This is a genomic window from Ancylomarina sp. YFZ004 (assembly GCF_054254355.1).
On sequence record NZ_JBTCHQ010000001.1, the window covers coordinates 615239 to 636396 of the forward strand.

At 35.8% G+C, this 21158-nt stretch carries 20 protein-coding genes; 9 read left to right on the plus strand and 11 right to left on the minus strand.

The genetic code is table 11. The features are described from left to right. Positions 1-206: 206 nt before the first annotated feature. Entirely contained in the window at positions 207-2657 is a 2451-nt protein-coding gene (pheT, locus tag ACXR6G_RS02460) for a phenylalanine--tRNA ligase subunit beta (RefSeq protein WP_458359815.1), read from the plus strand. 166 nt (positions 2658-2823) lie between these two features. Then, positions 2824-4527: a PAS domain S-box protein gene (locus tag ACXR6G_RS02465; protein ID WP_458359816.1), complete on the plus strand. Its 1704-nt coding sequence runs from the start codon at positions 2824-2826 to the stop codon at positions 4525-4527. A 28-nt stretch (positions 4528-4555) separates the two neighbouring features. Here ACXR6G_RS02465 and ACXR6G_RS02470 read toward each other — a convergent pair whose 3' ends face one another. Continuing rightward, positions 4556-5017, minus strand: a complete 462-nt coding sequence (locus tag ACXR6G_RS02470) for a hypothetical protein (RefSeq protein WP_458359817.1) — start codon at positions 5015-5017, stop codon at positions 4556-4558. 166 nt (positions 5018-5183) lie between these two features. On the opposite strand from ACXR6G_RS02470, the gene ACXR6G_RS02475 reads away from it, so the two are divergent. From ACXR6G_RS02475 to ACXR6G_RS02500, 6 genes are all read left to right on the plus strand, one after another. Then, entirely contained in the window at positions 5184-5507 is a 324-nt protein-coding gene (locus ACXR6G_RS02475) for an ArsR/SmtB family transcription factor (protein WP_458359818.1), read from the plus strand. 54 nt (positions 5508-5561) lie between these two features. Further along, a complete protein-coding gene (locus ACXR6G_RS02480; RefSeq protein WP_458359819.1) occupies positions 5562-5798 on the plus strand; it encodes a thioredoxin family protein in 237 nt (78 codons plus the stop codon). A 20-nt stretch (positions 5799-5818) separates the two neighbouring features. After that, positions 5819-6298 (plus strand): nitrophenyl compound nitroreductase subunit ArsF family protein, encoded by a 480-nt coding sequence (locus tag ACXR6G_RS02485; protein ID WP_458359820.1) that lies wholly within the window; start codon positions 5819-5821, stop codon positions 6296-6298. A 199-nt stretch (positions 6299-6497) separates the two neighbouring features. Further along, complete coding sequence (locus ACXR6G_RS02490; RefSeq protein WP_458359821.1) at positions 6498-7202, plus strand: aromatic aminobenezylarsenical efflux permease ArsG family transporter; 705 nt, start codon at positions 6498-6500, stop codon at positions 7200-7202. A gap of 14 nt (positions 7203-7216) precedes the next feature. Then, positions 7217-8251: a permease gene (locus ACXR6G_RS02495; protein WP_458359822.1), complete on the plus strand. Its 1035-nt coding sequence runs from the start codon at positions 7217-7219 to the stop codon at positions 8249-8251. 18 nt (positions 8252-8269) lie between these two features. Continuing rightward, a complete protein-coding gene (locus ACXR6G_RS02500) occupies positions 8270-8677 on the plus strand; it encodes a thiol-disulfide oxidoreductase DCC family protein (RefSeq protein WP_458359823.1) in 408 nt (135 codons plus the stop codon). A gap of 64 nt (positions 8678-8741) precedes the next feature. Here ACXR6G_RS02500 and ACXR6G_RS02505 read toward each other — a convergent pair whose 3' ends face one another. Next, positions 8742-9836 carry a 6-phosphofructokinase gene (locus ACXR6G_RS02505; protein WP_458359824.1) on the minus strand — a complete coding sequence of 365 codons (1095 nt, stop codon included), beginning with the start codon at positions 9834-9836 and terminating at the stop codon, positions 8742-8744. Between the two features lie 307 nt (positions 9837-10143). On the opposite strand from ACXR6G_RS02505, the gene ACXR6G_RS02510 reads away from it, so the two are divergent. After that, positions 10144-10653, plus strand: a complete 510-nt coding sequence (locus ACXR6G_RS02510; protein ID WP_458359825.1) for an O-acetyl-ADP-ribose deacetylase — start codon at positions 10144-10146, stop codon at positions 10651-10653. Between the two features lie 51 nt (positions 10654-10704). Here the strand turns inward: ACXR6G_RS02510 and ACXR6G_RS02515 are convergent, their stop codons facing one another. The 9 genes from ACXR6G_RS02515 to ACXR6G_RS02555 all read right to left on the minus strand — a co-directional run bounded on the left by ACXR6G_RS02515 (position 10705) and on the right by ACXR6G_RS02555 (position 21153). After that, positions 10705-11901 carry an OprO/OprP family phosphate-selective porin gene (locus tag ACXR6G_RS02515; RefSeq protein ID WP_458359826.1) on the minus strand — a complete coding sequence of 399 codons (1197 nt, stop codon included), beginning with the start codon at positions 11899-11901 and terminating at the stop codon, positions 10705-10707. A gap of 148 nt (positions 11902-12049) precedes the next feature. After that, entirely contained in the window at positions 12050-13084 is a 1035-nt protein-coding gene (locus ACXR6G_RS02520) for an outer membrane beta-barrel protein (protein WP_458359827.1), read from the minus strand. A gap of 301 nt (positions 13085-13385) precedes the next feature. Beyond that, a complete protein-coding gene (locus ACXR6G_RS02525) occupies positions 13386-14726 on the minus strand; it encodes an OprO/OprP family phosphate-selective porin (RefSeq protein WP_458359828.1) in 1341 nt (446 codons plus the stop codon). Positions 14727-14753: 27 nt separating this feature from the next. Continuing rightward, entirely contained in the window at positions 14754-16103 is a 1350-nt protein-coding gene (locus tag ACXR6G_RS02530) for a glycerophosphodiester phosphodiesterase family protein (RefSeq protein WP_458359829.1), read from the minus strand. 87 nt (positions 16104-16190) lie between these two features. Then, positions 16191-17528 (minus strand): glycerol-3-phosphate transporter, encoded by a 1338-nt coding sequence (gene glpT / locus ACXR6G_RS02535; protein WP_458359830.1) that lies wholly within the window; start codon positions 17526-17528, stop codon positions 16191-16193. Positions 17529-17553: 25 nt separating this feature from the next. Then, on the minus strand, positions 17554-19122 hold the full coding sequence (locus ACXR6G_RS02540) for a glycerol-3-phosphate dehydrogenase/oxidase (RefSeq protein ID WP_458359831.1): 1569 nt from the start codon (positions 19120-19122) through the stop codon (positions 17554-17556). A gap of 7 nt (positions 19123-19129) precedes the next feature. Continuing rightward, the gene (locus tag ACXR6G_RS02545) at positions 19130-19276 is read right to left on the minus strand and encodes a hypothetical protein (RefSeq protein WP_458359832.1); all 147 of its coding nucleotides are present in this window, start codon (positions 19274-19276) and stop codon (positions 19130-19132) included. 336 nt (positions 19277-19612) lie between these two features. Next, positions 19613-20335 (minus strand): hypothetical protein, encoded by a 723-nt coding sequence (locus tag ACXR6G_RS02550; protein ID WP_458359833.1) that lies wholly within the window; start codon positions 20333-20335, stop codon positions 19613-19615. A 71-nt stretch (positions 20336-20406) separates the two neighbouring features. Beyond that, positions 20407-21153: an MIP/aquaporin family protein gene (locus ACXR6G_RS02555; RefSeq protein ID WP_458359834.1), complete on the minus strand. Its 747-nt coding sequence runs from the start codon at positions 21151-21153 to the stop codon at positions 20407-20409. Positions 21154-21158: the final 5 nt, after the last annotated feature.

Consider the following 21158-nt stretch of genomic DNA (forward strand, 5'->3'; position numbering starts at 1 on the left):
TTTGATAAGACAGACAAAGATATCGATTTATGCTTGAAGATAGAAGAAATGCATATTAAAAATTCTGCTTGTTGTTTGCCTTAAAATTCCTACTTTTGTAAGCTTGAAAATAGATGATTACTAAGGCTATTTCACTTATTTGCGACTAGCCTAGCTTATCAACATTTTCCCAATCAATGAAATTATCAGTATAAAACCCTCATATAATGAAGATATCGTACAAATGGCTGAAGGACTACATAGATGTAGATTTGACGCTTGCTGAAATGGATGACATTTTAACTCAAATTGGTCTTGAAGTTGGTGGTATTGAAAATATCCAGTCAATTAAAGGCGGCCTTGAAGGTCTAGTAATTGGAGAAGTGAAAACTTGTATTCCACATCCAAATTCTGATCACTTGCATATAACGACTATTGATGTTAACTCTGAAGAGTTACTTCCAATTGTGTGTGGAGCTGCAAATATTGCTGCCGGACAAAAAGTGGTTGTTGCCACAGTAGGAACTGTTCTTTACGATGGCGATGAGAGTTTTGTGATCAAGAAATCAAAGATTAGAGGTGAAGTATCTCTAGGAATGGTTTGTGCTGAAGATGAAATTGGCTTAGGTCAAGGACACGATGGTATTATGGTATTGCCAGAAGATGCTAGCGTGGGAATGCCTGCCAAAGAATATTTCAATATTGAGGACGACACTTGCATTGAAATTGATTTGACACCTAACCGTATTGACGGTGCTGGGCATATTGGTGTAGCTCGCGACTTGGCAGCTTACCTGAAGCAACAAAAAGATATCGACTATAAAATTCCATCGGTTGAGGATTTTAAAGTAGAAAATACAAACACAGCTATCGAAGTTATTGTTGAGAACGAAAAGGCTTGTCCTCGTTACTCAGGTGTTTGCATTAGCGGTATTAAGGTGGCTGAATCACCAGAGTGGTTACAAAATCGTTTGAAAGCAATTGGTGTTAGACCAATCAATAATATTGTTGATATTACCAACTACGTATTATTCGAAACAGCTCAACCATTACACGCATTCGATTACGCAAATGTAAAAGGTGGTAAAGTTATCGTGAAAACATTAGCTGCTGAAACCAAGTTTACAACACTTGATGAAGTAGAGCGTGAGTTGCACGAGAATGACTTGATGATTTGCAATGCTGAAGAGCCAATGTGTATCGCAGGTGTATTTGGTGGTATTGAGTCAGGAGTAAGCAATGAAACAACTGACATTTTCCTTGAAGCAGCTTATTTCGATTCAGTATATGTTCGTAAAACGGCTCGTCGTCAAGGTTTAAATACCGATGCATCTTTCCGTTTTGAACGTGGTACTGATCCTAACAACACCGTATATGCTTTGAAAAGAGCAGCCCTTTTAATTAAAGAAATTGCTGGTGGAACCATTTCATCAGATCTAATTGATATTTATCCAAATCCAGTTGAAGACTTTAAAGTTGAAGCTAATGTTTCGAAGATTGAAGCCTTAATTGGTAAGAAAATTGGTAAAGAAACAATCATCAAAATTCTTGAAGCTTTAGAGATTAAAGTCGATAAGATTGATGGTGATCAACTAAGTTTATTGGTACCTCCATACCGTGTTGACGTGACACGTGAGGCTGATATCGTTGAAGAAGTTTTACGTATTTATGGTTTCAACAATGTTGAGGTCCCAAATAAAGTAAATGCTTCTTTAAGCTATGCTCCAAAACCAGATGAGCACAAGCTTAAGAATATGCTTTCGGATATGCTTAGCTATGGTGGTTTCAACGAGATCATGAATAACTCTCTTTCTAAGGCTAGTTATTACGAAGGTTTAGAAAGCATCGAAGAAGATCATACCGTTCGTATTAAGAACCCATTAAGTTCTGATCTTAACGCAATGCGTCAATCATTACTATTCGGTGGTTTAGAGTGTATCGCATACAATATTAACCGTAAGAATGCAGATCTTAAGTTTTACGAATTCGGAAAGTCATATCACCACATTGTAAATGAGGAGAATGAGAATCCAGTGAATAACTACTTCGAGAATCAGCACTTGTCACTATTTATGTGTGGTGCAAAAGCATCTACAAACTGGAACCTTAAGGAAGAGCCGACATCTTTCTTCCATATGAAAGCTTATACAGAGAATCTTCTTAAGCGTTTAGGTTTCAACACTGATAAGCTTAGAATAAACGAAATAGAAAGCGATATTTTCACCGAAGGTTTAACTTACGGTGTGAAGAAAAAAGTATTGGTTGAAATGGGTATGGTTAGTGGTAAACTTCTAAAGAAGTTTGGTATTGATGTTCCTGTATACTATGCTGACTTTAAATGGGAAACTCTATTGGCCGAAGCATCTAAAAACAAGGTAAACTACGTACCAATTGCAAAATACCCTTCAGTTAAGCGTGACTTAGCTTTATTGATTGATAAGAGCGTCAGCTTTGCAGAGATCAAAACAATCGCTTTCAACTGTGAGAAGAACTTATTAAAATCAGTTTCTCTATTCGATATTTACGAAGGAGAACAATTGGCTGCTGATAAAAAATCATACGCTGTGAGTTTCATCATTCAGGATACTGAAAAGACACTAACTGACAAGCAGATTGATAAGATCATGCAGAAGCTAATCAAGAGCTACGAAAAGCAATTGAACGCTCAGTTGAGATAATTTTTTTGCTATTCACTAGCAATCATTATAATAATAGAAAAGGATCATCGGTTTTAACTGATGATCCTTTTTTTATGACACCAGTTTCGTAAAAACAATTACACTCCAAAACTTGACAAACTTGACAGTATTGATTTTAATGTAAATTTCTTACATTAGCATCACTATGAAAGATATCAGTAAATATTATTATTTGACTTTCGGATTTTTAGTTGGATTCCTACTAAGTCTAGTAGCTGTAATAGCTGAGGATTACCAACATCAAATACCTATTCGTGAAGCTCTATCTTCTTTTCTTCATTATACTGTTCCTATTCTTATAGGTATCATTTCGAGTATCATAGCCTATCTCCTTTGGAAAATTAAAAATCAAGAAATCACCAATAAAAATAATCTACTAGAAAATCAAGATCGAAATAACACAATGATATCAAACATTTCAGATGTTATTGCCATCAAAAATGCCAAAGGGATTATGACCTACAACAGTCCAAATATTGAACACTTTTTTGGTTGGTCTCCAGAAGAATTAATTGGTGATTATTATTTAAATATCATTCATCCTGATGATCAGAATCTTGCTCGGAACACATTCAATAACCTACTTAAAGATGAAGGTAAAAACCAAACACTCAGACTACGTTTAAAATGTAAGGATTGTAGCTATAAACCCATACAAATCACTGCAATTAATCTAATGAACAATCCTGATATAAATGGGATTCTATGTAATTATAAAGACATAACTGAACAATTAAAAAACGAACAAGCTTTAATTTACAATGAACATAAATATCGTGGTTTGTTTGAAAACATGATCGATATAGTTACCATGCTTGATAAGGACAAACGTATTATAGATATTAATCCGGCAGCAACTGAATTGTTCGAATATTCAAGAGAGGAATTATTAAACATGACTATTGACCAACTTGTTTTTCAGGGCGATAAGGAAAGTTCAAATGAACATTTTCAAGAACTTGAAGATACAGGATCGTACTCCATGTACGAAGGACGTGTTATTACCAAAACAGGTAAAATTAAATGGCTACAGGTTAACTCTTCAGAGTTTGTTAAGGATGGAATTGTTATTGGGTCACAAGATATTTGTAGAGATATTACACAACAAAAAGAAATCGAGATTAAGTTAGATCGAGCTTTTAAAGAGTTAAAAAAGATGAATACAGACAAAGATCGTCTCCTCTCTATTCTTGCCCACGATTTGAAAAGCCCCTTTAATTCAATACTTGGTTTCTTAAATCTCTTATCTAATAATATTCGAGAATACAACATTAATGAAATTGAAGAATACGTAAATATTATTAATGACGCCTCACAAAACACTTATCATTTATTGGAAAACATTTTAATCTGGGTGAAAGCAAATTCAGGTGAAATTTCTTATAAACCACAAAAGTTAAACTTTACAGATACATGTAAGGAAGTTATTGACAACTTAAAACTCTCTGCAGATATAAAAAACATTAAAATTAATGCCCCATCCATGGATGGAAACATCCTCTTTGCCGATCAGAATCTGTTGGTGGCAGTTTTAAGAAATCTAGTTTCAAATTCAATTAAGTTTACTGAAGAAAACGGGCAAATTGATATTTGTTCGGAAAGAAATCACAAAAATCTAACAATTACAGTTTCAGACAATGGTGTTGGAATGACAACTGAAGCAATAAAGAAAGTATTTGATATTTCACAAACTTATACCACAAAAGGAACTGCTGACGAAAGTGGAACAGGATTTGGCTTATTACTTTGTCAGGAATTTGTCGAAATAAATGGCGGGGAAATCTGGATTGAAAGTGAATTAGGAAAAGGTTGTGAAATAAAATTCACCACACCTTTGTTTGTTGATTAAAACAATAACTAAAGTATGAGATAATCATTTAGACAATTGCCTTTATCACAAAAGTCCTCCCTTGAAACTGAACCTCATCACCAACAGCTTTATCTTTTAACAAACCACCAATTGGAGAAGCCAGAGAAATGGCATAACAAGTTTGATCATCAATTTGAATTTTACCGATGCCAATGGATATAAGATAAGTGCCTTTATCTGTCATAACTAGACTGCCAAAAGCCACCTTATTGAATTCCACAGAAACGTCAATACGAGCAAGTTCCTTTCGCTGCTTGGCTGTCTGGTTCAATAGCACTTCATTCTTTTCAATCTCTATCTGCATCATCTCGCGGCCAGTTTCGTACTTATCGCCCGCACTACTCTTGGTATCGTTGTTTCTAGAGTCCTTTGCAGAAGCTATTGCCTCTCGAATCACCTCAATCTTTCGATCGAGTTCTTTCAATATTTTATTGTAAACCAGGCTTTTCAGCTCCTTTTGTGTGTGCATTCTTTTGTCTATTTTGCTGATAAAATCACAAGTGTAAAATTCTAAGCTCGAAGATAAGCTTTATCTGAATTTACAATCTCAAAATATAAGAAAAAAGAAGCATCTCATTTGATTTTTAAAATAAAAGCTTACCTTCGTTTCGTATTTTTACGAAATGCGAAACATTATGACCGATAACGAATTTTATTCCGACCAAGAAAAACAAGTGGCCCGTTTTGCCAAAGCGCTTTCACATCCTGTGAGGGTGTACATTTGCAAACTCTTATCAAAGCAATCCTGCTGTTACAGTGGGGATTTAGCCGCGGAAGTGCCCATAGCCCGCTCTACCCTTTCACAACATCTGAAAGAGTTAAAAGCATCAGGCTTAATTCAGGGAGAAATTGTACCTCCTAAGATTAAATACTGTCTAAATAAAGAGAATTGGGCTAAAGCAAGTGAAATGTTCGACTCGCTTTTTGATTCGAAAAAAGAGATGACAGAAATAAAATAATAAATAAAACTAAGGTATGCAGCGGCATCCTTAAAAAACTTAAACAAAATAGACATGGATATTAAAGTATTAGGACCAGGTTGTAAAAAATGCAACACCCTTCACGATGCCACACAAAAAGCTATTGAAGAATTAAGTATTGAAGCTACAATTACTAAGGTTGATGATATGATGAAAATTCTATCGTACGGCGTGATGTCTACTCCTGCTCTAGTTGTAAACGAAAAGGTATTATTTAGTGGTAAAGTACCATCTGTATCAGAAATTAAAGAACTAATCAAGTCTGTATAATTCAAAAAAACAAACCTAAAATGAAAAATTATTTAGGCCTAGCCGTTCTTGCCCTTGCTCTAAGTTTTGGCGCATGCCAGTCGAAAGCTAAAAAAACTGAAAAAGTAGAAGAAACTGCAAAAGCTGACGAAGCTGCATGCAAAACTGAATGTTCACAATGCCCTTCAAAATGTAGCGATACTAAAGTAGCTGAATCTACTGAAGGTGCTGGCATCTATTATTTCCATGGAGATAGAAAATGCAAAACCTGCAAGGTTGTTGGTTCTGAAGCAAAGAAACTTGCTGAAAAATTGAATGTTAAATTCTTCGATGTAAATATCGATCAGGAAGAAAACAAATCGCTTGCCAAGGAATTTGAAGCTACCGGATCTAGTTTAATGATCAAACATGCAAAGTCAGGAAAGATTGAAGATCTTACAAACTTCGCGTTCCGAAATGCAATCAACAATCCTCAAGCTTATCTTGAAAAATTGGAAGCGACAATCAAAACTGAAATCTAGATTTCTACTCTAAAATACGATAGTCATACATTGAATCACATGACTATTTTTAATCCGGCATAGTTTTAACCACGCTATGCCGGTAATATCAAATCAATAAAACAAACTTATTATTCTTATAGAATAACATAGAACACGGTATCACTTGTTTCTGTGAATAGACTTGTACAAGCCTTAACTGAGTTCGAAATTTGACAAAATGGAATATTTAGATCAACTGCTTTCGCAAAGTAATTTGCCCATACTATCAGCCTTCCTTTTAGGTTTAATGACGGCCATCAGTCCCTGTCCTCTAGCTACAAATATAACTGCAACAGCCTATATTAGTAAGAGTTTGGGTGATAAGAGAAAAATATTTATAAGTGGTTTGGTTTATACTTTAGGTCGTGCAATTAGTTATACAGGCCTAGGTGTTATACTCTATTTTGGAGCTAGTAAGTTCGATGTATCGTCTTTCTTTCATTCTTACGGCGAACGTCTGTTAGGTCCTGTACTCATTATAATTGGTGTATTTATGCTTGATATTATTTCATTCAACTTTCCGGGCGTTGGTCGAATCACCGAAAAACTTGATGGCGAAAAGATCAAAGGAAGCTATTGGGGAGCATTGTTGTTGGGTATCATTTTTGCCCTGGCATTTTGTCCATACAGTGGTATTCTTTATTTCGGAATGCTAATTCCCATTAGCATTTCACAGCCTGATGGTTTATTCCTGCCATTTGTTTACGCTATTGCAACTGGTCTTCCTGTTATTATTATTGCCTACCTTTTAGCTTTTACTTTATCAGGTGTAGGCGGATTTTACAATAAGGTTAAAGCATTCGAATTTTGGTTTAGAAAAGTGGCTGCGGTCATCTTCATTCTTGCCGGACTCTATTTCTCATATATCTTCTTTATTGCCTAAGCTATTCTTGTATCATGATCAAATCAATTCAAATCACAAATAAAAAGCAACTGTTTTCAGTACTACTACTTTTGCCAGTATGGTACTTGCTTTATATCAACTTACAAAGCATTTCCGATTTTCTTATCGATACTGTTTTTCAGATGCCAAAGAGTCACCTGAGTGAAACTTTACGATTCTTTATTTTCGAAGTGCCAAAGGTCCTTTTACTTTTAGTTCTGGTAATTTTTGGTGTTGGTATTATCCGAAGTTACTTCTCTCCTGAAAAAACGAGAAAGGCTTTGGCAGGGAAATCAACCTTCATGGGTAATATCATGGCCGCACTTCTAGGTGTTTTAACGCCTTTTTGTTCATGCTCAGCCATTCCATTGTTTTTAGGTTTTGTTGAGGCTGGTGTCCCTCTGGGCGTTACTTTCAGCTTCCTTATTGCTGCACCTATGGTAAACGAAATTGCTCTAATCATGCTGGTTGGCCTTTTCGGATGGAAGACAGCGATTATCTATACCCTTACAGGCCTATTAATTGCCATTTTTGCAGGTTGGATTATTGGCGCACTTAAGTTGGAAAAATACATTCAAGCCTGGGTATTCGAAGTAAAAACAGGACAAACAGGTATAGACGAAACCAAGATTACTTTCTCAGATAGAATCAAACTAGGCTTTGAGACTGTGAAAGAGATTGTAGGTAAAATCTGGTTATATATCGTGATTGGTGTAGCCATTGGAGCAGCTGCTCACGGTTATGTTCCTGAAGATTTTATGGCAACTCTAATGGGAAAATCTGCCTGGTATTCAGTTCCATTATCAATTTTAATTGGTATTCCAATGTATTCCAATGCAGCAGGTATTATTCCTATTGTGAGTGTATTAATCGAAAAAGGAGCTTCTTTAGGAACGGCACTTGCCTTCATGATGTCTGTGATTGGTTTGTCTTTGCCAGAGATTATTATCCTGAAAAAGGTTTTAAAAATGCCTTTGATTCTTATCTTTATTGGTGTAGTGGCAACAGGAATTCTAGCTGTTGGCTTTATTTTTAATATCTTCTTTTAAGCATGATAAACTTTTGATATGATAACAGATTCATCTCATCCCATAGTTCTCTTCGATGGTGTTTGTAATTTATGCAACACCTCTGTCAGATTTCTATTGGCTTACAATCGAAAGGCGAATCTACGCTTTGCTCCCTTGCAATCTTTAAAAGCAAAAGAAATACTTAAGCAATTGAATTGGGAAGAGAAGGCAATGGATAGTTTGATTTTTATTGAAGATGATAAGATTTATATCAAAAGTGAAGCGGCATTTAAGATATCGAAACATCTAACATACCCTTGGAAGGCGATCTATCATTTTAGGCATCTCCCTAAAGGATTCTGTGATTGGTTTTATGATATAATAGCACAAAATCGATATTCATGGTTTGGCAAAAAACAATCGTGTATGATACCTCGTCCGGAATGGACTGACAGATTCTTATAAAATACAAAACCCGAAAGCCAGTTGACTTTCGGGTTTCTTATATTCTATTATTTTGATTCAGATATTAGTCACCAAAACAGATTCCAACTCCTTTGGCGGTTTTCACCAAATTCGATTCAGGATTAATAAGGTTTTGTTTCCCAATAGCATCAAGAAGCGGTACGGCTACAACTTCTGGATGACGGGAAGCGACCATGTGTCCAAACTTCTTATCTAATACCATCTCAAAAGCTTTCACTCCAAATTGAGTAGCAAGAACACGGTCATAAGCCATAGGGATACCACCACGCTGTAAGTGACCCAATACGGTTGTACGGATATCAGCTTCAACACCTGCCTCCTTCAACTCATATAACAAACGATCGGCAGCTCCGCTTAATTTCAAGTTTGGATTCCCCACTTCAACACTTTGTTCAGCCAAAGCTTCACCGCCAATTGGCATAGCTCCTTCAGCAATCACAATAATTCCAAAACCTTTACCCTTTAAGAAACGGCTATCCAGCTTTTTCACCACTTGGTTGATATCGTAAGGAATCTCTGGAATCAAACAAGCTTCTGCACCACCTGCAATAGCGGCAGATAAAGCAATCCATCCTGCATCACGTCCCATAGCTTCCAAAATGAAAATACGGTTATGAGATGCAGCAGTAGTCTTCAACTTATCTACAGCCTCTGTACAAACCTGAACAGCTGTTTGGTAACCGAAAGTAAAATCAGTTGCCATTAGGTCATTATCAATCGTTTTAGGTACACCAATAATATTTAAACCTTTTTCGAAAAGCTGTTGAGATATCTTCTGTGAACCATCACCACCAATACTAATTACTGCATCAACGCCTAAGTATTGCAGTTTACGAATCATCTCATCAGAACGATCAGCTGATCCCCAAGTTCCATCAGAATTTTTTACTGGCCAAGCAAAAGGACCACCCTTTGTTGTCGTACCAATAATTGTTCCTCCTTGATAATGGATGCCTTTAACAGCAGCATCATCTAATATTTTTATTTCAGTAGGCTCTTTTAGTATCCCGTCGAAAGACTGAATACTACCTATTACTTCCCAATCTTTTTCTTGTGCTGCACGTTTTACTACTGCACGAATTACCGCATTTAATCCTGGGCAATCGCCACCCCCTGTTGCAACTAATACTCTTTTCATATTCAAAGTTTAAGTTTTTGATTGATTGATAAACAGATCTAATTCTGTAAGAAGAAATCAGATTTCTAATCATCAATCAATTATTTCAAATTATATGGCTTGGCTAGCTGATGCTAATTTAGAACTATTTTCTTAAAACAAAAGAAACATTTTCACTATCAGTACCTTGCAATCGTTTTCGTTTATTTTTTTTTATTGATTTCTAATTCATAATTTTGATAGATAGATCTGTGTTTAAAAGCTTTAATAGCTCGTTAATTAATTTACGTTAATTTTTCAATATTTTTTCAGTTCTAAATGTGGGCTTATGGAAATTAGATTATTCAAAGGAGACATCACGCAATTAAAAGTTGACGCCATTGTAAATGCTGCCAATTCAAACTTACTTGGAGGTGGTGGTGTTGATGGTGCCATTCATAATGCTGCTGGCCCAGACTTATTGGAAGAATGCAAAACATTAAAAGGCTGCTTTACAGGAGATGCAAAAATTACAAAAGCATACAAGCTGCCGTGCAAAAACGTGATTCATACAGTTGGTCCCATATGGAGAGGTGGACAATGTCAAGAAGCCAAATTATTAAAATCTTGTTATAAAAACAGTCTCAAATTAGCTGAGAAGCATGAACTAGAAAGCATTGTTTTCCCTAACATCAGCACAGGCGTTTATGGCTATCCCAAAGAAGAAGCAGCAGAAATTGCAATAAAAACAGTTCTCAAAAGATCGAATAAATTAAAACATGTGAAAGAGGTCATCTTTTGTGTCTTTGATGATACGAACTATAAAATCTATCAGGAGCTATTAAAAGATAGTCTTTAAAAACAAAAAGCTGCCCAGAGGGACAGCTTTTCATTAGATTTTCTGATCTTCCTAGAATGAGAACTGTAAACGTGTTTGTATCATATTGAAATTTTCTTCTCCATTTAGAGAATATTCATCCAAATCTACATTTGTGAAATTAAACTTCATTAAGATGTTGTGATTCACATACCAGGTACAACCCAGACTAATGTCCTTTTGCATACCACCCATGATTAAAGCATCAGTATCATTCAAATCTGTCTCATTGTATCTAGCTAATAATTCAACTGATCCAGGGCCTGGTTTTGCCAAACGTGCTGATTTCATTTTGTATTTGTAATCGCCACCCTTTATCAACCAGCCAAACTGAGCATACCATCCTTTTGAATGATAATCCTCATTTCCTGATTTTCTAGAAACTGAAGCATCAATGTATTCGCCTTGTAATGATATAGGACCGCTTGCAGCAATCATCTCGAAACCTAGTTTCACTTGATTTTCAGCAGAACCAACTTTTGCATCAATAAATCTTCTTCTTTCGATATGCGTTGCAGCTCTTGAACGGTAACGAATTGATTTTGCATTCTCTATTCCATTATCATCAAATCCGGCAGCATCCGCAGTTCTATAGGTTGCAGACAGACCAATGTGAAATAATCCCTCATCGGTTTGAACTGGGGCAAATGCAAGCCTAGATGTCAAACCATATCCTTCATCTCCTGCCGTTTTATTATTGGTATCGCTACCAAACAGGCCAGCTTCCCAAAAATATTGCTTTCCCCAAGTCGCATAAGAAACACCAAGGTTTCTTCCCGGACGAAAAGCCTCTACCGTACTTGCTGCATGCATAAACTTAGTCGTCTTTGAACTTTCAGTCTGTTCAATTCCAAATGGCTCTAGGAAATGACCTGCACGTACAAAACTGTTCTTGTTAGTTTTATACACCAGAAAAACGTCTTTTAAGGACACACCACCGTCTGCAAAACCAATATTGATTTTCGCATCCCATTTTTTCCAAAGTGTTGCTTTCATCAGTAATCGAATATCACGAACTTCACTTCCACTACCCAAATCTGTTTTATCATCGAAATAACCAGCAGCATCCATATAAACACGACCACCAAAACCGAATTTAAAATTACCATCTTCGCTAGCTATCGCAACGGAACCTTTTTTAACGTTTACTTTTAGCTTATTAGTATCCTGTGCATACAATGAAGCCGCAAGAAAAAAGCTAAAAACAACAAATAAATAATATCTTTTCATAGAATAGGTTGTATTAGATTAGTGCATTTTATCAGTTGATAAATATAGTAAATTGAAGTATCATATCTAAAACTTAAATTCTAAAGTCTATGAAATGAAAAAAAGTCACCCAAGTTGGATGACTTTTTGTAACGTCTTTATAATCTTATTAGAACTTAAACACAAAATTCACATAGACTTGAGATTGATCTTCTTTACTAGAATCTTTATGAGCAAAGTTGCGGTAGTTGAATGCCATTTTTACACCTTTTGCTGGATTGTACTGGACACCAGTCGTAATTGCGCCACCATTCTTCGAAAGATTCCACTTTTCAGTTTCACCCTCAAGTGTATTAGATGTCAATTGATCATATCTTCCGAATACTTCCCATTTTTTATCAAATGTATAAGTTGAATAAAACGATAGACCTTCTAAATCATGATTATCTGCTACTTTCGAATATTTTGCACCATTATTCAATTGGTTGTATTCTGCTGCCAATCTGAATTTGTCAGAGAATTTGTAACCAACAAATGTAGCTAAAGCTGAAACTCTTACATCTTCTTCATTTCCGCTTTCATTTATAACTTTAGTAGAGCTTGCATCAGCATAAACTTTAGCAATTAAGCCTTTGTGCTTATAAATTAAGCTAGCCCCATATTTTTGCTTGCCATCTTCATCTTGTACTTTCTTATAACCTTCTCCATTAATAATAAATGCATTTGCAGAAAAAGCATCGTTAAGCTTAAAGTTAGCTTTAATACCTAGGTCAGCACTTGCACCTAATCCATACTGATCGTTAAACGATTTCATGATATATCTGTATCCCCAGAATTTCTCTTGCTCTTTAAACTGAATAGTGCCAATCATACCCAAGGCTACTTTTACTGATGAAGAAGCCTTCCATTCTAATTGTGCTTTCTTAAGGTATGCTGTGTAATCACTCCCTCCTTCATTTTTTCCAACATCAAGTGTAATACTTGCTTTTAATCCTTTAGTAATATTATAATCGTAACCAAAGTAGGCTCTTTTAATTTCAAAGCCACTTTCTTTATCTTCTCCATCTGTCATGTTATAACTATAGTTGAAGAATACTTTTCCGTTAACTTTTCCCGATGGTTTAAATTCTGTTTTTTCCTGAGCAACTGTGTTCAAGCTGGCTGCTATAACAAGCAAAGCCAAAAATAGATTCTTTAATTTCATTGTGGTTGTTTTTATTTTAGTAGTTAATGAATAGGGATGTTTCCCATCCTAATTCAAGGGCAAAAATAAAGCGCCACTTTAATCTAAACGTATCTGCAAAGTTAACTTTACGTTAAGGTCGGTTTTCCGGAAAATGATCAGAAATAGACATTCTACCAAAGTCAATACGGCTCAATGAAATACAAAAAAAGAGCGAACCAAAATTAATTGGTCCACTCTTTAAATAATTACATGTCGAAGTGTAATGTTTGTGTGATTCAGATTAAAAAAATTAACCTGTATTCTTAATTAAGCTCTCAGATTAGAAATTAACCTGTACTCTAGCTTTTACAAAAGAAACCTTATCATCTTGTCTGTAATAAACATTATCAATATCCATTGAAGTATAATTCAAGCGGAACATGACATTATTGCTTACGTAGTAGTTAAGACCTAAGGCCCAGTCAATACTTTCACCACCGCCTACACTAAAGTTGGTTTGACCTGAAGCAGCTTTTGAAGGATTTGCATCCCAAAATTTATCTTGCATAAAGATACCATCGATATCATTCATGTTAGTTTTGTTAAAACGAGCCACTAACTCTAAAGAACCTGCTTTTGGGCGATTAATATAAGCAGAAGCAGCATTGTAGCTGTAATCGTCACCTTTTAGCAAGAAACCAGCTTGTACGTAATAACCATCTGTCTCGATATCTCTTTGAACACCATACCAATCTTCGAATCCTTTTTCAGTAGAAGACCATCCCCACATATCAGGTCTTGAATGTGCAAACTGAAGATCATAGTTAGATTTACGATATACTTTGTTTGAATAGTATTCCGACTGAAACATGAAACGACCATAAGTAGCCAATACTTCCATATTCAATTTCAATTCATTACCTGCATGAGAAATCTCAGCATTTAAGAATTTATGCTCTGGTCCAGCTTTATATTCAACAACACGATTGTAATCGTCATCATTGAATTTCTCATCAAATCCATTAGCATCAGGCAAACGGTAAGAAGCAGAAGCTCCAATATGGAAAGTCATACCTTCTTTTACGATAGGGCTATAAACAGCTTTTGCAGTCGTACTATAGCCAGCATCACCTTTTTCAGTATTTCCGATTTTTCCACCAAACAAACCAGCAGAAACGAAATATTTATTTGAATAGGTAGTGTAAGCTATACCCACACTACGTCCGATACTGAAGGCCTCTCCTGAGAAAGAGTTCCCAATAAATCGAGAATCTTTACTTGAGATTGATCCCTGAATACCAAAAGGTTCGAAAAAATTACCAATTATAATTGAACTGTTGTTGCTCAAAGAATATTTTAAATAAATATCTTTTGCATGCACTTTATTATCGGCAAAGCTAAAATTGATTTTAGCATCCCATTGCTTCCATGAAGCTTTTCCATATAAACGAACGTCGCTAATACTTGTCTTTGAACTCAAATCAGTAGCATCTTCCATATAGTAAACGCCATCCATATAGGTACGTCCACCGAAAGACCAACTGTACTGCTCATCATTAGACTTGAATTTAATTGCGCCTTCTTTCTCATGAGCAACAATATTATTATCCTGAGCAAGAACAGAAGTGCTTACAAAGCCCAGAGCTAATAATAGAAGTGATATATTTCTAAACTTAATCATAATTCTAAATTTTAGTATTCCAACAAATTAGTTTCTTCCGATAAAAGTACCGTATCCAAGATCACTCATTACTGACTGAGCAGTAGCTCCTACTTGTGCTCTTCCTTGATATACCAAAGAAAGATCTGTTAGGTTCGTAAATCCACCATCGATAAAGTTTTCTCTTCCAATTCTGCCAGCCCATTCACCGGCTAGTACACGATTAGATGTGTCGAAACGTGAACTTTGTCCTTCGTAATAATAATCGCCATTGTATTTTCTCAACTGATCATCAGTATCAAAAGAATAAGCATGAATAAGCATTCCTGTACGGTGATACATTTCACACATCCAAGGAGCAGTTAACTCGTCATATTTGTTTGGTGCACCAGCAATAGAAGGTCCAACAATGTGAATATTGTTATCAACTGAAAAATTCAAAACATCAGCGATCATATCAGCATCATCATCTTTCAAGTTATCATATCCACCTTTCCAAAGCAACATACACTTAGGAATATTAGGAAGGAACTCTTCAAGCAAAAGAACACTTTGCCATGAAAAAGTTTGAAGAATAATACGTGATTTTGTGTTTGCAACAGCAACTTTACCAGGAGTCGTTACAATCGTTTTAGGACTATCTGTAGAAAGCCATCCGTTAGTTTTTAATACCTCAGCAAGGGTTTTCTCCATATCCTTGAATCTCCAAGGTTCCTTAGTTTCAATATAAACCCCAGGGCGATTTCCATTGTCTTTCTCATCAGCGATAAAAACAAATTCGCCTGTAGAAGCATCTAAATCCAAAGTTTCAGTTGCAACAGTAGTCATATAATAAGGCTTACCTTGCATATCTCTCTTAACTTTCATGCCTTCAGCAATCAACAAAACATCTTTTAAAGTAGAGATTTTCTGATCGATAAATTCTTTACGAGCATTATCAGGCTTGTCTTCGTTAAACCAAGAACCTGCATCCAAAGCACGTAATTCCTTTAAAGTAAATTGACTTAAATCGTAATCTGCTTTTCCAGGATAAATACTTTCAACATTCGATGTTCTACGTAAATTATTATCGTGCAATGCTAACAATACACCATCAGATGTTTTCTGAATATCAATTTCTAAATAATCAGCACCCATATTACGTGCCCAACGAAATGCCGCTTCTGTTTCTTCAGGAGCCCAGAAAGTCGATCCTCTATGAGCTATAATAGCATCAGGAGCATCAATTTTTAATTGATCAATTACAGCTTGTGTTTCTGCATTTACCGTTTTCAGACTGATTTTTCCCGACTGGTTCAGATCGTTTAGATCGTCAATGTCATCTTCACAGCCAGCAAATCCGATGCTAGACAGGATAAGAGCTCCTGCCAACAAATTTTTCACATTAAAATTTTTCATGTGTGTTCAAATTTATGGTTAGTAATTATTAATTCTATAATTGATATTATTGAGTTTTAAGCCTCAATAATGTAGGTTTTGAAAATATTAATCATGAAGACCATTATGTCCGTTTAATTCTTGAATCCAAGAAACTCCAATTAGGATGATAGCAGCAACACAAGCTCCTAGAAGAACAATAAAACCTCCGTCCCATCCCCATGTGTCAACAACGGCACCCATAGCGATATTTGCGAACATTGCACCTCCTAAGTAGCCAAATAAACCTGTTAAGCCTGCGGCAGTTCCAGCAGCTTTTTTAGGAACTAAATCTAAAGCATGAACACCAATTAGCATCACAGGACCATAGATTAAGAAACCGATACAAACAAGAGCGATTGAGTTGGCTAGAATTGAATCACTAGTCCAATACATGAATACAGATACAAAAACCAATACCATGTAAATGATACTTACAGGAGCACGTTTCCCTTTAAATACTTTATCACTCAAATATCCACAAAGAAGTGTACCTGGTATTCCTGCCCATTCATAAGCAAAATAAGCCCATCCTGATTCCTGAATTGTAAACCCCTTAGCTTCTTTAAGATATAGAGGAGCCCAATCTAGTACACCATAGCGCACCAAATAAACAAAGGCATTTGCAAAGGCAATAGACCATAACAATCTATTTTTAAGGATATATTTCATGAAAATTTCCTTTGCGGTCATCTCCACTTCATATTTTTCAGAATAATTATCTGGGTAATCATCCTTATACTTCTCAATATTTGGAAGTCCGCATGATTGTGGTGTATCGCGAATTAAGAGCCACGCAATAAAGGCAACACCTAAGGCCACAAAACCTGGGAAGTATAATATAGAGTGCCAATCAGCAAAGATTGCTACACCTAAAATTGCAAGAGGTCCAATAATTCCACCACCTACATTGTGTGCTACATTCCATATCGACATCTTCGTTCCACGCTCACGGATAGAAAACCAGTGAACCATGACACGACCACTTGGAGGCCAACCCATACCTTGAAACCACCCATTCAATAATAGTAGAACGAACATGATTCCAATTGATGAAGTCGCAACAGGAAGTAAACCCATTGCAATCATAGTAATTGCAGATAATACAAGTCCAAAAGTTAAAAATCGACGTGCATTACTACGGTCAGAAACATTACCCATTATGAACTTGCTCAGACCATAAGCCACAGATACACCTGATAGAGCAAATCCTAATTCTGTTTTTGAATAACCCAATGCAATAAGATCTGGCATAGCCAAAGAGAATACCTTTCTTACAAGATAATAACCTGCATATCCAAGAAAAATACCTAGAAAGACCTGTAAACGCAATCGTTTGTAAGTTGGGTCAATTTTATCATCAGACAGCAGTTCTTTATGTGCTGCCGGTTTTAGAAAACCAATCATATCAATAAATTTATGGGTAAGTATTTTAGTTCAACACGTAGTTGTTTGCTAAACTGATGTATTCTTCTATTTGATTTTGAATCCAAACTTCATCTTGCTCAAGCTCAATTGCCATAATTACAGCAACCTCAGGTGCAATTCGAGCACTTTCACGAGCATCCAATAATAAAGCTCTAGTTCTTCGTGATAACACATCCTCAAGTGTACGTGCCATTTCGTTTCGGACCGCCCATACAACCTGTGCTTTTATAATGCCTAGATCTTTACTTAAACAAGTAGCCAATTCTTTACTAGAACGAGCTAAGTCAAGAATTTTTTCTGAATCTGAACCATAAAAATAAAGTGGGTCATTCAAGTCTACATCCTCTTTCCAACCATGTAGTGGTAAATTACGAGTTACAGACTTCTTTAATTCCAGGGCAGCTACCTTTGATGCAGCATCAACCGTTTCCTCTCCCATTTGTCTATAAGTCGTCCATTTACCTCCGGTAATTGTTACTAAACCAGCATCAGATGTATATATTTTATGTCCTCGCGAAATTTCTTTTGTTTTTTTACCTTCTCCTGTTGGTGCAGCTAAAGGTCTAAGTCCAGCAAATACCGATTTCACATCAGATCGCTTCGGTTTCTTTGTCAAGAAACGTCCTGCAGTTTCGAGAATAAAGTCAATCTCTTCTTCAAGAGCTTGGGGTTCAAGTTCTGCTGTTTCTTTCTGCACATCAGTCGTTCCTACAACCACTTTATTGTGCCAAGGGACAGCAAATAATACACGCCCATCATCGGTCTTTGGAATCATGATAGCATGATCATTAGGCACAAACTCCTTATCTAAAACAAGGTGTACACCTTGACTAACACAAACTATATCTCTTGACTTAGGAGCATCCATTTTAATAATGTCATCAACAAACACGCCAGTTGCATTTACGACAACCTTTGCATTAATTTCAAACCGATCTCCAGTTTCGTGATCTATTGCTGAAACGCCTGAAATTTGTCCATTGGTTTTATTTAAACCGACAACTTTCATATAGTTAATAGCAGTACCCCCATTTTCTACAAAGGTCTGACATAGATTGATACCATAGCGAGCATCATCAAACTGACCATCATGATAAACAACACCACCTCTAAGCTTATCAGTCACTAAAGTTGGAATATGTTTTAATGTTTTCTTACGTGAATAGGGTAGTGAACGACCTAGACCTAAACGTCCAGCCATTAAATCATAAGCTGTAAGACCCAAAGTATAATAAGGCTTAACCCACCATTTGTAACTCGGGATAATAAAAGATTGATCTTTAACTAGATGTGGCGCATTTTGTTTCATCAAACCTCTTTCTCTAAGAGCTTCTAAAACCAAAGAAATATTTCCTTGAGCTAAATAACGAACACCACCATGAACTAACTTCGTACTTCTGCTAGAAGTTCCTTTGGTGAAATCATTTTGTTCAAGCAATAAAGTCTTAAAACCTCTGGTTGCTGACTCAAGTGCAGCACCTAGACCTGAAGCTCCTCCTCCAACTATCACAACATCCCATTTTTCAGAATTGTCCTTCAAGTTAAAAATCATTCTTTCACGTAACATTACCATTTTGCTATTACTTATTACTCATTTGTTTCTTCGAATCCTGAAAACCAGCATCATCTTTTCCATCAAGTTCCTGATCAAGTAAATCAGAAAAGAAACTATAAAAACGATCCATGGTAGCACTAAATTCAGTTGTTAAATCATTTTGCTGTTCCATGTCAAATTAATTTAAGAATACGTTTTATAATCAAATACATTGTTATACTATGCAGTCTGAGAAAAAATATATAAGCCAAGCTTATTTATCCTTATTATTTCTCGTGAAGACAAACTTAAAAAAAATACATAGCTATGCAAAGTACATTCAATGTTAAATTACTATTCAGAATGAATCTAAGCAAGAGTGAGCTACGCGATAATGAAATTCAACAATAAGTATTAAATCTATTCATCAGGGTTTCGTAAATACATAACTAAAAAAAGAGTGAATCAATAATAATTGATTCACTCTTTTGATTCGGTAATAGGCTTAAAAACAAATTATAAACCTGTATTAAAAATTAACTCCAAAAATTAAGTTCGCAGTCTCTGCTTGAGGATTGATTGCAATCTTTGCCCAAGTAGATAGACTGTAGTTGTCTGAAATTTTAATATCATGACTTGCTGAAGCTCCAATATTTACAAATCCAACACTTTGTCCGTAAACACGCTCTTCAAACATATTCATACCTGCAAAAAATGAGATATTTTGGCCACCTACTTCAACAGGATAACCTAATTCCAGATATGAAGAATAATTTTGTTTGCCTTCAGCGTTCAAATCACGTCCGTAAAGCATCGTGCTCCAACTTGCAGTTAATGGAAAATTCTCCCCAAAGTTGATATTAATAGTCGCATCAATTAAGTGATTGGTTGTTTTTCTATCAAAATCTAAATAATTGTAATCATTAATTGTTGCCCTATCTCTATTAGCATACAAATCCCAAACGGCAATATTTACATATTCGTTAAATTTGTAACCAACATGAAAATCGAACTCGGAATAGGTATTATCCAATCCATATCCACCCCAAGCTCCAAAAGTGAAGTTCTTATTGGTATAAGCCATATCAACTTCTAAATTGGCTGTATTACTCACCATGATACCTCTCCAGTAATGTCGAGATGTAAGAGATGGGCTAACGGTTACTTTTCCTTGTGCATTTGTTGTCAAATTTGAAGACAATAGTATGGTAAGGACTAGCAAAAATGCTAATCTGAATGTGTTTTTTTTCATAAGAATTAAGCTTAGACTCTGTAAAATATTTTTGTAGATAAAACCATCTTACAGAGTCAATTATAATTAGGTTAGATTGTAGGTATTAAACTCATAAACATGAAAGCTGCAATAGCTGCTCCCAATACGGGTGCTACGATAGGAACTAAAGCATATCCCCAATCGCTGGTACCCTTATTTTTCATAGGTAATATAGCGTGCATAATTCTTGGGCCTAAGTCACGAGCTGGATTAATAGCATAACCAGTAGTTCCTCCTAAAGAAAGTCCAATGGCAACAACCAATAATGCAACAGGGAGTGCACCCAGAGTTCCTAAACCAATTTTAGCACTATCCATTCCTGCAGCCTGTAGAGAAGGACCTGCTAAATAAAAGATAACAAACATCAAGACGAAAGCTCCAATGATTTCACTTATCGCGTTACTTTTAAGATTTCTGATAGCTGGACCTGTAGAGAAACAAGCTAGTTTTGAACCACCATCTTCAGTAGAATTAAAATGATCGCGATACATCAACCATACAAGAAATGCTCCCGTAGCAGCACCTAGCATTTGTGCAGCAATAAATAAACCAACTTTTGCCCATGCAAACATACCTGCTATTGCTAGACCAATTGTAACAGCAGGGTTGATATGTGCACCTGAAACAGGACCTGCAACAGCAACACCAACAAATACAGCTAATCCCCATCCCATGGTGATGACCATCCAGCCGCCATTATTACCTTTGGTTCCATTCAATACAACATTGGCAACTACACCATTTCCTAATAAAATCAATAACATTGTGCCTAAAAATTCGGCTATAAACTCATTCATAATAA